The following is a 14,154-nucleotide window of genomic DNA, read 5'->3' on the forward strand; positions in this document are numbered from 1 at the left end:
TTTGTTCAATTACTATTATACCTCTTTGAGATGTTTTTTTCTATTCTTACTGGCTAACTTAATTTTACAATATGGGTAATTTTCTAATAATAAAAAATTTTTCAAAATTAAATTTTCACAATAAAAAAAACTGTAAAATGATTTTCATTTTACAGTAAAATTTTTATTTTTTAATTTTTATATATAAGCTATAAAAAACAGTAGAAATAATCAATGCAACAAAACATATTCCGATTTCTATTCCCACATAATTAATTATAGCCTTATTAACAGGTAAAAATCCACCTGTCAAATCAGAAAACACGGGATAATTAAAAGCATTTTTCCATTTCCAAAGATAAGAAAAAACTAAACTTAACCCAAACTGACTTATTATCAATATAATATTAATGGCAAAAGAAATCATAGCCTTTCCAATTATAAAACTCGTCTTTTTCATTGGAAGTGTAAATAAAAACCCCTTATGATAATAAAAATCTAAGTAAGTTGTTATAAAGAAGTAAGATAGAGCCATCAAAAAAATTACAGCTAGAATATACTTTATATTATTATATTCAAGCAAAACACCGTCTAAAGGAGCTTGTTCATATTGAAAAGTTCTATTTGCTTTTATTACTTCGGATAACCTTTCTTTTTCGTGATTAGCATAACTTTTTGACATAGAAAAATTTATTTCATTTTCTTTGATTTCAATGATTTTTTCGTACATCAAAATTGCACTTTCCATATAGCCTCTATCGTCTCCGCTATGCTTTAGCTTTAAAGTCTTTTCTGATATTTCAAGAGATTTTTTTAACAAATCCATTTTATCTTTATCCCCAGAATATATACTAGGAGACTTTCCATCACCCGGATATAAAATTAACGATATTTCTTCCTTAATCATGAGTAATTCATGCTTTTTATCTGTATCAACTTGTTGATAATTTAAATAATTTTTATAAAATAGAGAAGCTAATAAAACTAATATAACTCCTAAAATTACTACAAATATTCTACTTCTTATAAATTTTTTACATTCTAATATCAAAGTATTCATAACATTCACCTACTCAGCAAACAGTCTTTGATACATCTGTTCAGAAGCGTTTATATGCTCTCTTATTTTAATTAATTTTATGCCTTTATCCTGTATTGCCTTAATTGCATCGTCAAAAGAATTCTTTTTAAATTGACAAATAATCATATCTTTTTCAATTTCAGCACTTACTACAAATGGAGATAAAATTTCTAAAGATTGATCATTGGAAGTAGTATCAATTGCATAGATTAAAAATTCATCTTCTACAATTTTTTTGACAATTTTTTTATCTTTTAAGAATAGAAGATTATCAGTTAATTGGCTAATTTCTCCTAAAAAATGTGTAGATAAAATTACTAGAGTTCCTCTTTCTGATATTTCCTTTAACATAACTCTAAGCTCTATTTGACTGCTAGGATCAAGTCCGTTAAAAGGTTCGTCAAGCAGTAAAACTTCAGGATTATTAATAAGAGCAATAGCCAAAAGTAATCTCTGTTTCATTCCCAAAGAATATGTCTTTACAGGTCTTTTATAAAATTTTTCAATCTTTGTTAAACTTACAATTTCTTTTATTCTAGTCTTTGGCAATTTTTGTATATTTGCAACAAATTTCAAATGATCAAGTCCTGTTAAATTCGGAAATAAAATACTTGCATCCTGTAAATATGACAATTTTTTAAAAATAGCATTATCCCTATTATCTATACCATTTACAGTAATCTGTCCGGATTGATAGCTATTCAAATTTGTAATACAATCTAAAAGAGTGGTTTTTCCAGTTCCATTAGGTGCAACCAAAGCCCAAACCTCTGCATTTTCAAGTTCTAAAGATAAATCATTTAAAACTACATTCTCTCCATATCTTTTAGTAAGATTTTTTATACACAAACTAGGCATATCCATTCCTCCTTCTATCTTGAATAAAAGCTATACAAATCAATAAAATTGTTAAAATACAAATTCCAATTATCAAAATTTTACAAGATTTATCAAAACTGTAAGTAATAGTTTTAGATAAAAAATTTATACTTCCGTCAGCAATCTTTCCAACTCTCCAGTATGAAAACGGATTATACCATTTATTAAACATCTGTAATGTTGCTATAAGTCCAAAGGATAAAATAACGCATTTTACACTTGATTTTACAAAAGTTGAAATTGTACTTGTAACAAGGAATATAAATATTCCATAGAGCAAGAACAAAATCAAACTTTTTATTAAAACATCAGATATTGGAACGATCTTATATCCAAAGCTCATAAGTGAAAAATAATCACTTTTTACAATATAAGTTGTAATCGGATATTTAAAAGATGACGAACCACTTATTAAAAATTCTATTACAAAAAATATTGCAGGTATTAATAGTCCAAGTATAATCGTTAAAATTCCACCTGTGAAAAGCCCCGACAATACAATCTTAAATTTACTTGCCCCCGATGCCTTTAAAAATCTAATAGTTTTATTTTGACTTTCCTCCAATTTTGAAAATAGAATACCAAAAGTTACCACAATTATAAAAGTATAGATTAATACTAAATTATTTGTAAAAAAATCCCATAATCTATGTGAAGTTCCAACTAGTGTTTTTTTGCTATGATAATCAAGAAGATTACTTTCTTCTGAAGTTCTAGGTTGGTCAAATTCTGTTCTCTGTATATTCAAAGGATGAGCTGAAGGAATGTTATTTTCCTTTAAATACTTCAATATTTCGTATGTTATCTCTACTGTCAACCGATCTACAGTATAACTTACTCCATTTTTTACCAATCCTTTTGAAATAAAATTTCCGTTGGGATCTAAAAAACGTTTTAACTCATCTTCATATAACGCCTTCCAATTTTCCGTTCTAATGTCTTGGATTATTTCTTCATAATTCTGTATATTGGCAATATTTCTTTTTTTCATATTATTTAATTCTGTTTTTTCTTCATCTGAAATATTATCATTTTCTAAATCTTTATCTACCTCTTTAATTTCTTCTTTAAATATCTCTATAACTCTTTCTTTACTAGAAATCTGTTCTTCTTTTGTTTTGTTATTTTCAATTTTTGAAATAGAAGACATAATAAAACCAAAAATTATAATTATAATAAGAAATAGGATATTATTCTTCTGTTTTATAAAATATTTAAAAAACAAATTACACATAACTGCCTCCTAAAAGTATAAGAGTTTATTGGGCAATATTATTTTATTTTCTATAAATATATCCAGAATATAAACCCAAGTAACCATTACCTGTATCTTGATATTGTGTCAATGTCAACTTACCACTATAAACGACTCCATCGTGTTCTTCTTCATAATAATGGTATCTTGTAGGCAATCCACTTGAATAAAAACTTTTATTACTAATATATATTCTTTTAGGAAGAACATCTGTTCTTAATTGATGAACAACTTCCTTGTTTTGTTTAATTTCTTCTGCTGTAGTAGATACAGACATAACAGAAAAAATCGTTACCATTAAGCATAAAACCAAGCAAAATTTTTTTAATATTTTTTTCATAATATTATCTCCGTTTTTAAATATGATTATTATGTGTTTTACCCAATAAACTCTCTAATGTACTTATATCATATTTTAATTAAAATGTCAAGTATGCTTAATATATTTTTGCCTATTCATCCTTCTATCTTGAATAAAAGCTATACAAATCAATAAAATTGTTAAAATACAAATTCCAATTGCTAAAATTTTACAAGATTTGTCAAAACTGTAAGTAATAGTTTTAGATAAAATATTTATACTGCCATCTGCAATTTTCCAACTCTCCAATATAAAAAATTTTTATTAAATTATTTTCATATCGAATATTCTATATTATATAAAAAAACTCATCTAAGCATATTAGATGAGTTATGAGTTTAATTATTTTTAAAATTTTTATTAAAGTTTACAAACACATTCTATAAATATTTTCTACATCTTCCGGTGTTAATTCTTTAAAGCCTTTTATACTTGGTTTGCCTTTACATGCTTTTTTTGCCATAATAGAAAAATTTTTATCATCAATATTTATATCTTTTAATGTGCTTTGTAATTTTAAGTCATTAAATAAAAATTCGGAAAATTTTTCAATGGCTTTTTCTGCAATTTCTCTATCAGAAAGATTTTTATCTATGTCAAAAACATTAACTCCAAATTGAACATATTTATATATATTTTCATCATTTAAACAATATTTCATCCAACGTGGAGTTAAGATTGCAAGTCCATGTCCATGAGTTATATCATAAAAAGCTGAAAGTTCGTGTTCCATTGGGTGGCAACTCCAAGCAGTTGATTTACTTCCATTTACAAAACCATTTATTGCCCATGAAGATGCCCACATTAAATTAGCACGAGCCTCATAGTTTGTAGGGTCTTTCATTGCTATCGGAGCATATTTTATAACTGTTTTCATAAGACCTTCCATAACACAATCAAGCATAAATAAATCATTTTCTGTTGTAAAATAAACTTCTAGGATATGACTTAAAATATCTGCCGACCCACAAGCAGTTTGATACTCACTTACACTGTATGTATTTGTAGGGTCAAGAAATGAAACTTTTGGTACCATACACATTGAACCATTACTTAATTTTTCATTTGTTTTAAGATTTGAAATAACTCCATCATTATCCATTTCAGAGCCTGTTGCTGAAAGTGTTAGTATAGTTAAAAGTGGCAATGCATCTTCTATTTTTGCTCTTTTTTCTAAATCAAGAAAATCCCATGGGTCAAAATCAACTTTTGCTCCAGCACAAATAAATTTTGAGGCATCAATTGTTGAACCTCCACCAACAGCAAGAACCACGTCAATATTTTCTTCCTTACATATTCTAGCACCCTCTCTAACAGATTCTATTCTAGGATTAGGTTCTATACCTGAAAGTTCAAAAACTTCAAGTCCTGCATCTCTTATTTCTTTTATAACTTCATCATAAAGTCCAATCTTTTTAATGGAACCTCCTCCGTAAGTTAATAAAACTTTTTTTCCATATTTTGACAATTCTCTTCCAAGATTGGAAAGTTGTCCTTCTCCAAAATATACCTTAACAGGAATATCATAAATAAATGGTTTCATAAAAATCCTCCTTTAAATTTATTTTTTAATACTTCTAAATTGATTTCACATTTTCTCTATATCTAGTTAAAGAATACCCTTATTTTAAAATAAGAAAACCAAAAAAGAGAGAATTATTTAAAACAATTCTCTCTGATTTTTATTGTGTAGTAACCTTATTTTACTATTTTATTAAATATTTGCTTTGTCGCATAATGTGAAATTAACAAAATGATTAAAGAAAAGTCAAAAGGAATTTTTACTACAACTTTTATTAAAAAGCATAGAGTAAAAGCTACTAAATCTAAAATCATAAATTGTTTTTCACTTGTATATTTTTTTATTATATTATATTTTACTTTTAAATTTCTAATTAAAATAACGATAGCAACTACTCCAACTAATGCATCTATACTAAAGTTTACTAAAAATTTACTATTTATAACAGCCCATAAAAAATATATAAACAAAGTTCCCATCATAATTATGGTTAATCCTGTCAAAGAAATTTTTGACTTATCTTCAGCTATTTCTTTTGGTGTAATTCTTCTTGACATTATTCAAAAATCACTCCGTCTGCACAGTCAATTTTAATATTGCTTGAGAAGAATTCTTTTAATGCAGTAACCATATATCCTGTATCTTTGATACCACAAGTTTCAAAACTTGAGTGCATTCCAAGTTGTGCAACCCCTATATCTAAAGCATGTAAACTAACTTGAATATTTGATAAGTTTCCAAGAGTTGACCCACCAACTTTATCAGATCTGTTTGCAAAGAATTGTGTAGGAACTTCAACCTTTTTACAAATTTCTAAGAATACTGCTCTACTGAAAGCATCAGTTGTATATTTTTGATTTGCAGCCTCTTTTATAACAATACCTTTGTTCATAAAAGTTCTATTTGTTGGGTCATAAAGCTCAGCATGGTTTGGATGAACTGCATGAGCATTATCACAGCTAACTAAGAAAGATTTTGCAACTGCTTGATGATATTCATCAGTTCCAAATCCAAGAGAAGCATTAATTCTCTTTAAAGCATCTTTCATAAATGTTGACATTGCACCTTGTTTTGTATTTGAACCAACTTCTTCGTTGTCAAAAACTGCACAAACATTTATAGCCTTTGGATTTTTAGCATCTAAAAATGCTTTCATTGAAGTGAATGCACATTGTAAGTCATCAAGTTTTGGTGTTGAAACGAATTCATCTTTGTATCCCCAGATGCATTGTCTTTGACGATTTACTAAGAATAAATCTTTTGAAATAACATCTGTAACATCAACTCCAAGTTCATCTGCAACCATTTTGTCAAAGTCACCTTTCTTTAATTCTCCAGCAGAAAATAAAGGTAATAAATCAATTTGCTTATTGTAAGCATAGCCATTGTTTATTTCTCTGTTTAAATGAATTGCAACATTTGGAATCATTAAAATATCTTTATCTATATAGAATAATTTATTTACAATTTTTCCTTTTTCTCTAACCAAAACTCTACCAGCTAGACTTAAAGGTCTGTCAAACCAAGTTGAATCAATCATTCCACCATAACCTTCAACATTTAATTTTAAATGTTCGCCCGGTGCATCCATTTCAGGAACAGCTTTAACTTTATATGTTGGAGAATCACTATGAGCAGCTGTGATTTGGAAGTGATAGTCGCTAAGGTCTTCACCAACTTGGAAAGCTAAAATGCTTGAATTATTTCTTGTAGTATAGTAGTTTCCACCTTTTTTGATTTCCCATTTTGCATTTTCAGGTAAAAATGTATAACCTGCTTTATCAAAATATTTTTTCATCGTATCAACAGTATGGAACATACTTTTACTTGAATCAATAAAAGTTAATAATTCTTTTGTAATTTCAATATTATTCATATTAATACCTCCTATGACTTTAAATTTACCCCAATTATTAAATTTAAAATCATTAAATATATTTCAAAGAAAATAAAGGAACCAAAGTTCCTTTATTTCTTTATAATCTAAATTTTATTATCTAAATTTATTTATTGTCTTCTCTTTTTCTAAGAACTGGTAAGATTAAACCTAAAGCAACTAAAACTGCAGGAGTTATAATCTTTAATACCATTTCAAAGCTGTCTTTTGAGTACATTCCAAGTAAACAACAAGCTAATGTTACTAAGAAACACCAAGCGCCGAAGAATAATCCAACGCCTCTACTCTTAACAAATCTGTAATGTCTGTCAAGTTCTTCTTTACCATATCTAAGAGCAATGTATGCAACGAATACCCACATATATCTCATTGGCATTACTACACCGTTAAGACGAGTAAGTTGTCTAAGAACTGTAGTAGCACCAGGAACGAAAGATTGAGCTAAGATGATTGCTCCACCTAAAACTGCAACTAATACGATACCATTTACATAAGCACCTTTGTCGTTCTTCTTTAATAATTTTGTTGGGATGTATTGACTTGCATTAGGGTCTTCTAATAACATTCTTAAAGGAGCATCAATACTTATTAATAATGTTGAGAATTGTCCAACAGTATTAGCTGCTGAGTAAATGATTAATAATAAATCACCAACACCATAATATGCGCCTAATTTTTGGAATGCCCAATAAGCACCATTTGCTGCATAAGAGTCAAATGCTTCTTTACTTGCGTTGATTTCATTAATATCGAACATAAGTCCCATAGCAACTGTACCGAAGATAGCACTGATAACAACCATTAAAGTTGCAAACATCATTGCTCTAGGGAATTCTTTTGCAGAATCTCCTTCAAGCTTATTTACATAAGGTGAAATCTTTTCGATACCACCAACAGCAAATACTAAAATTGACAAATTACTTAAATAGTTCAAGTCAACCTTAGGGAATAAGTTATTCCATGCGAAGTTCAATTTTAAATATCCACCATTTGGATTGATAACTGGTGCAGCATACATCATAAGAATAAATAAAATACCTAAAACAAACATACTTGAACCGGCAAGTGTTGCCAATTTCTTAATAGGGCTTAAACCTCTTGTTGCTAAATAACAGAATAATAGCAAAACAGCAAATGTTGCTAATTGAACATAAATAGTAGGAATACTATCATAAGCTTTAGCATCTCTAAAAATCATAAAACTTAAAGCTTTAAGACCACCTGAACCTTTACCGGCAATATAAGTGATATGTACTGCCCAGTAAGTCCAACCTGCATAATAAGCTAATTTAGAGTTAGTAGTTTCTTGAATCCAAGAAGTTACCCCACCACCTAAATCTTTAAATACTGAACCAAGTTCACCAACCATAAGTGCATACGGAATAAAATACAATGCAAACATTAGTAACCAAGAAAAGATTACTTGAGTACCATGAAAGTAAATATATCCGTTTAAAACATTTCCAAAACCCCAAAGTGTTGAGAAACACATAAATACAAGGGCCTGCCATTTGATTTTCTTTTCGGAACTTTCCATTTTGTCCTCCTAAAACATAAATTTTGTGCTAAAATTTTAGCTGTCTTTAGTATACCAAAATTAAAGTCTCTTGTCAAAGGTGTTTGAAATAGGATAACGTTTTATTTTTGTTATAATATTTTTATTACTTTAATAAATTGTTTATTTAAATTAAAATATGCTAAATCAAATATTTATCACTTATTTTAATTCAATTTAAAAGGCATCTTTCGATGCCTTTTTGTTTTTTCTTTGCTTTACTTCGCTTTCATTTCTGTCCACGCATTTTGTAATATTTCGTTTGATTCTCCTAAATCTTTTAAGATAAAGCCTTTTTCAAATACTTCTTTTGCAGGGAATACTATATCACTATTTTTTAATTCGTCTTTCATAAGCTCTCTTGCACCCTCGATTGGTGAGCCGTATTTTACAACATTACAATTTCTTGCAGAGATTTCAGGTCTTGACATAAAGTCGATGAACTTTTGAGCAAGTTCTTTATTTTCTGAAACTTTAGGCATTACCCAGTTATCAAAGATGAAAATTGCTCCTTCTTTTGGAAATACAAATTCTACATTTTTATTTTCATCTTTTGCAAGTAATGCTTCTCCACCCCAAATACAAGTAAGTTTTGATTCTCCTGAAATTAGGTTATCTTTAGCTTGGTCATCTCCTACATAGCTTTTTATGATTTTCTTTTGAGCTATTAAAGAATCTCTTGCTTTTAAAATATCTTCTTTTTTTGTTGAGTTAGGGTCAATACCTTCTTTAATCATAGCGATTGCCATTGTAAATCTACTTCCGTCTAGCATTACAACTTCGCCTTTATTTTTTTCACTCCAAAGGTCAGCCCAGCTTTCAACTTTTTCTTGCTTTGATTTATCATAAGCAATTCCGATATTTCCGATTGTATAAGGAACTGAATATTCAAAAGTAGGGTCAAAAATTAATTTTCTATATTCAGGTTTAACTTTCTCCATATTTGGAATTTTATTCTTATCAAGTTTTTCCAACATTCCCTCTTTAATCATAGTGTCAACCATATAATCACTTGCTACAATTACGTCATACTTTTCAGCACCTGATTTTAATTTTGTGTAATATTCTTCGTTTTCTTCAAAGAATGTGTAATTTACTTTACAATTATATTCTTTTTCAAATTCCTTAATTGTTTCAGGCTCAATGAAAAGGTCGGTATTTGTTACATTTAAAACTTTCTTTTCAGAACTTTGTTCTACTTTTTCGCCTTTCTTTTCTTCTTTTTTCTCAGTTTTTCCACAACCTGCAAAAGTCATTGCTGTTGATGAAACTAATAGTAATGCTAATAATTTTTTAAATATTTTCATTTTTTACTCCTTTATTTTTAAATATATATGTTATTGTTGAAATTAAAATTATACTTGCAAACAATAAAGTTGACAATGCGTTTATTTTTGGACTTATTCCCCTTTTTGTCATTGAATAAATTTTAACGGAAAGCGTCATTACTCCATTTCCTGAAGTAAAGTAACTAACCGTAAAATCGTCTAAAGATAAAGTTATGCAAATCAATGCACTTGCGATTAAATTCGGAACTAATTGTGGCAAAACAACTCTTCTAAACACTTGAAAAGGTCTTGCCCCTAAGTCCATACCTGCATCATATAGTCTTTTATCAAAGGTCAAAAGTTTAGGCAAAATAGCAAAAACCACAAAAGGAACATTAAAGATTATATGTGATAAAATTATTGTGATATATCCAAAATCAAAATTAAAAAATACATACAAAATTATCATTCCAATAGCAATTACAATGTCCGGCAATATAAGTGGTATATAGCTTACATTTGTAAAAAAACTTCTAAGTTTCGAACTAACTACCTTGTAAATCGACCAAGCACCAAGAGTTCCTATTAAAAGCGCAAAAATCGTTGCAATTCCAGTTATGATAAGAGTTTGGTAAAAAACTTTCATAATGGATTCATCTTTAAAAAGCTCTGCATACCATTTCAAACTAAAGCCAGTAAAAGACTTGTTATATCTTGATTCATTAAAAGAAAAAATCATCATAAATATTATTGGCATATATAAAAATAAATAACAAAAATAGAGATAAATTTTTTCTAACGCTTTTTTTACCATATCCTAAACCCTTCTGAAATTTCATTTTCTGATTGTTTTACAAGTTTTTTGAAAATAAAAAGACTTGCAAAAATTATACAAATCATAATTATAGAAATGCTTGAGCCCGTTTCCCAATTTCTCGCTTGTAAAAATTCCCTTTGAATTAAATTTCCGACGAGCATATTTTGACTACCACCAAGCAAGTCGGAAATTATAAAAGTCGTAACTGAAGGCATAAAGACCATAATGCAACCTGAAATTACTCCCTTAAAGCTGAGTGGCAAAAGAATTCTAAAAAACAAATCTTTACCTCTCGCCCCTAAATCTTTTGCACATTCGATATATTCCTTATCAATATTAATAAGTGCAGTATAGATTGGAAGTACCATAAAAGGTAAAAAATTATAAATCATTCCTATAATAATCGCAAAATTATTGTTTAAAAACTTTATCGGTTGGCTAATAATACCAATATTTATAAGCATTTGATTTATTATCCCCTGTTCTCTAAAAATACTCATCCAAGAGTATGTTCTAAGCAAAAAGTTAGTCCACAAAGGCATAATAAAAAATAATACAAAAATATTTCTTCGCTTTTCTCCCTTTATTCTACTAAGGAAAAGTCCTGCTGGAAATCCAAAAAGAAAACATAAAAAAGTTGAAATCAAAGATAATTTTAAAGAAACAAAAATAATTTTTACATAAGTCGGTGTAAAAAATTTTTTGTAATTATCCAAAGTGAAAACAAAATTTTTATCCTTAACCTTAAAAGAATAATAAATGATAAAAAACAAAGGTATCACCGTAAAAAGAACCGTCCATATCAAATATGGCATAGCCCTAATTTTATATGAATATTTTTTTAACATAAATCCTCCAAAAAATAATTATCAATTAAGATTATATCATAATTTAACTATTTTAATCAAATTAATGATTTTACAAGTTTTATCTTGTAAAGTTTAAATATTTGTAATATAATTAATGTAAGAAAAATTAAAGGAGTTTTTTAAAATGAAATTAGTTTTAATAAGACACGGAGAAAGCGAATGGAATAAATTAAATTTATTCACAGGTTGGACTGATGTAGGTCTTTCAGACAAAGGCGTTATCGAGGCAAACGAGGCAGGATTTGCATTAAAAGACAACGAATTTGACTTTGATGTATGCTACTGTTCATACCTAAAAAGAGCTATAAATACTTTAAATATCGTCTTAGAAAGAATGGATAGACAATGGTTACCAGTTATCAAAACTTGGAAATTAAATGAAAGACATTATGGTGCTTTGCAAGGATTAAATAAAGCAGAAACTGCTGAAAAATACGGAGAAGAACAAGTAAAACTTTGGAGAAGGTCTTTTGACGTACCACCACCAGCACTTGAAGAAAATGATAAAAGATGTCCTCATAACCAAGAGGCTTATAGAAATGTTGAAAAGAGCGAATTACCTTATAATGAAAGTTTAAAAAATACTATCGAAAGAGTTATTCCTTATTTCAATGAAGTTATTAAAAAAGATATGTTAGACGGAAAAAGAGTTTTAATCACAGCTCACGGAAACTCATTAAGAGCATTAGTTAAATATTTAGACAACCTAACAGATGAAGAAATAATTTCTGTAAATATTCCAACAGGAGTTCCTTTAGTTTATGAATTTGATGACGATTTCAAAGTTACAAATAAATATTACTTAGGAAATCAAGATGCAATAAATGCAAAAATAAATTCAGTTGCAAACCAAGCAAAGAAAAAATAATAGGTGATACAAACGTATCACCCTTTCTTTTCTCTATTTTTATTGTTTTCCATTACTATACCAAGCATATGTAGATTTTTATTCTTTATCTTTTAATTCATCATACAAATTCTTAATTGCTTTTCTAATAACTTCTGACTTCGGTTCGTCAATTTTTTCAGATATATAATAAAGCATTCCAACATCTTCGTCATGTAAAGTTATTCTCGTATTTAATACCTTTGGAACATCAATATTATCTCCGCTGTTCTTTTCAAAAAATGCAATGACAACAAAAACAATTAATGAAGGAATTAAATATCCAAAACTTAAAGAACTAAGAGGTAGTAATTTTATAAAACCCAAACCTCCAAAAGTATCATTCAATACAGTGATAAATCCGATGATTATAGCAAGTATTGCTGAATATTTTATCGCATTATTACAAGGGAATTTATTTCTAAATACACTTGTTAAAATCAATATAATAATTGGTGGATATAATGTAAATAAAAGTGGAATTGCCAATTTTATTATCGCATCTACACCCAAACATGAGAAAATAAAACTTGCAAAACAAACTATCATAAGCCAAATTTTATAAGGAATTTTCGGTATTAATTCTGAAAAATATTCTGCAACTCCTCCTGTAAGAGCAACTGAAGTAGTTAAACAAGCTAAAATTACTATTACAGAAAGCATCAAAACACCGGAACGACCAAATAATAATCCTGTAAAGCTAAGTAAAATATCTGTACCATTTTCTGCATTTGCAACATTAAGTCTTGAACTTGCTCCTAAGTAACAAAGTCCACAATAAACTATACTTAAACAGATGAAAGCTATAATTGAAGAAGATAAAATTACTTTCTTTTCTCTATCTTTCTTTATATTATAAAAAATCAAAGCATTTACAATAACAGCATTAAAAAGTCCTGCACCAAGTCCATCTAAAGTTTGAAAACCATTTATAAATGATTCATACATTACTTTTTGTAAATTTTGTCCAGCTTGAATTTCTCCAACCGGAGATATAATTCCTGTTATAACCATAATAATTAAAAATGCTAATAATGTAGGAGTTAAATATCTACCAATAAAATCAACAATTTTTTCAGATTTTATACAAATAAAATATGTAGCAATAAAAAATACGGCAGTTGTTATAACCAAACTTTTAAATCCAAAATTTGCAACGCCTAAATTATATGTAATTGCTCCAGTTCTTGGAATTGCAACTAGAGGTCCTATACATAAAGATATACAAACCAAAACAATAGTTCCTAAATACTTTCCTAAAGGTTTAACGAATTCTGTAATACCACCACAACTAAATACGCAATAAAGCGATACCATTGCTAAAAGTCCATCTGCAGCCATATACAAAATAAAAGCTATTGGCCAGTAAGAGCCTGAAGAATAACCCAAAAATGTTGGAAATATTAAGTTCCCGGCACCAAAAAACATTGCAAACAAACTAAAGCCTATTACAAATATTATTCTTAATTCTTTTTTCATACTTCCCCCTTGATAATAACGATTTCTTTAGATATATTAACATAAAAATTCAAAACTTGCAAGGCTTATCGACTTGAAAAATCATCTTTATATTCTCTATTTTATTTCACGATTTGAAGTATATAAAACTGAAAATAAATAAAGTTTATTGTATAATTATTCATTGTGAGAATTATATAATTTATCAAGATAAAATATTTGCATAAAAAAAGGGAACTTAAAGTTCCCTTCAGAGTGCAGACAAAGCATTAGTTTTGTCTGTGCTTTTTTTATGTATTTTTGTTTTTAGTTAAAAATTACTTTAGA

Annotated in this window: 13 protein-coding genes; 1 reads left to right on the forward strand and 12 read right to left on the reverse strand. The window is 28.1% G+C overall.

All coding sequences use genetic code 11. The annotated features are described in order from the left end of the window. Positions 1–163: 163 nt before the first annotated feature. From IBJ83_RS07850 to IBJ83_RS07900, 11 genes are all read right to left on the reverse strand, one after another. Positions 164–1,039 (reverse strand): hypothetical protein, encoded by an 876-nt coding sequence (locus IBJ83_RS07850; protein WP_201276015.1) that lies wholly within the window; start codon positions 1,037–1,039, stop codon positions 164–166. A gap of 9 nt (positions 1,040–1,048) precedes the next feature. Continuing rightward, positions 1,049–1,918 (reverse strand): ABC transporter ATP-binding protein, encoded by an 870-nt coding sequence (locus tag IBJ83_RS07855; protein ID WP_201276016.1) that lies wholly within the window; start codon positions 1,916–1,918, stop codon positions 1,049–1,051. Next, positions 1,911–3,173: an ABC transporter permease gene (locus tag IBJ83_RS07860; protein ID WP_201276017.1), complete on the reverse strand. Its 1,263-nt coding sequence runs from the start codon at positions 3,171–3,173 to the stop codon at positions 1,911–1,913. Before IBJ83_RS07860 ends, IBJ83_RS07855 begins: the two co-directional genes overlap by 8 nt. A gap of 43 nt (positions 3,174–3,216) precedes the next feature. Continuing rightward, positions 3,217–3,534 (reverse strand): hypothetical protein, encoded by a 318-nt coding sequence (locus IBJ83_RS07865; protein ID WP_201276018.1) that lies wholly within the window; start codon positions 3,532–3,534, stop codon positions 3,217–3,219. Between the two features lie 388 nt (positions 3,535–3,922). Beyond that, positions 3,923–5,098: an iron-containing alcohol dehydrogenase gene (locus IBJ83_RS07870; RefSeq protein WP_201276019.1), complete on the reverse strand. Its 1,176-nt coding sequence runs from the start codon at positions 5,096–5,098 to the stop codon at positions 3,923–3,925. A gap of 155 nt (positions 5,099–5,253) precedes the next feature. Beyond that, positions 5,254–5,634 carry a hypothetical protein gene (locus tag IBJ83_RS07875; RefSeq protein WP_201276020.1) on the reverse strand — a complete coding sequence of 127 codons (381 nt, stop codon included), beginning with the start codon at positions 5,632–5,634 and terminating at the stop codon, positions 5,254–5,256. After that, the gene (locus IBJ83_RS07880; protein WP_201276021.1) at positions 5,634–6,953 is read right to left on the reverse strand and encodes a M18 family aminopeptidase; all 1,320 of its coding nucleotides are present in this window, start codon (positions 6,951–6,953) and stop codon (positions 5,634–5,636) included. The genes IBJ83_RS07875 and IBJ83_RS07880 overlap by 1 nt, the downstream gene beginning before the upstream one ends. A 127-nt stretch (positions 6,954–7,080) precedes the next feature. Then, positions 7,081–8,511 (reverse strand): APC family permease, encoded by a 1,431-nt coding sequence (locus IBJ83_RS07885; protein WP_201276022.1) that lies wholly within the window; start codon positions 8,509–8,511, stop codon positions 7,081–7,083. A gap of 236 nt (positions 8,512–8,747) precedes the next feature. Next, entirely contained in the window at positions 8,748–9,836 is a 1,089-nt protein-coding gene (locus IBJ83_RS07890; protein ID WP_201276023.1) for an ABC transporter substrate-binding protein, read from the reverse strand. Beyond that, entirely contained in the window at positions 9,823–10,611 is a 789-nt protein-coding gene (locus IBJ83_RS07895; RefSeq protein ID WP_201276024.1) for an ABC transporter permease, read from the reverse strand. The genes IBJ83_RS07890 and IBJ83_RS07895 overlap by 14 nt, the downstream gene beginning before the upstream one ends. Next, positions 10,605–11,462: an ABC transporter permease gene (locus IBJ83_RS07900; RefSeq protein WP_201276025.1), complete on the reverse strand. Its 858-nt coding sequence runs from the start codon at positions 11,460–11,462 to the stop codon at positions 10,605–10,607. Before IBJ83_RS07900 ends, IBJ83_RS07895 begins: the two co-directional genes overlap by 7 nt. A 145-nt stretch (positions 11,463–11,607) precedes the next feature. Between IBJ83_RS07900 and gpmA the strand changes: the two genes are divergently transcribed. Continuing rightward, on the forward strand, positions 11,608–12,351 hold the full coding sequence (gene gpmA, locus IBJ83_RS07905) for a 2,3-diphosphoglycerate-dependent phosphoglycerate mutase (RefSeq protein ID WP_201276026.1): 744 nt from the start codon (positions 11,608–11,610) through the stop codon (positions 12,349–12,351). A 78-nt stretch (positions 12,352–12,429) separates the two neighbouring features. Here gpmA and brnQ read toward each other — a convergent pair whose 3' ends face one another. Then, positions 12,430–13,848, reverse strand: coding sequence for a branched-chain amino acid transport system II carrier protein (gene brnQ / locus IBJ83_RS07910; RefSeq protein ID WP_201276027.1), 1,419 nt, complete (start codon positions 13,846–13,848; stop codon positions 12,430–12,432). Positions 13,849–14,154: the final 306 nt, after the last annotated feature.

This window comes from Parvimonas parva, assembly GCF_016552165.1.
GTDB lineage: Bacteria > Bacillota > Clostridia > Tissierellales > Peptoniphilaceae > Parvimonas > Parvimonas parva.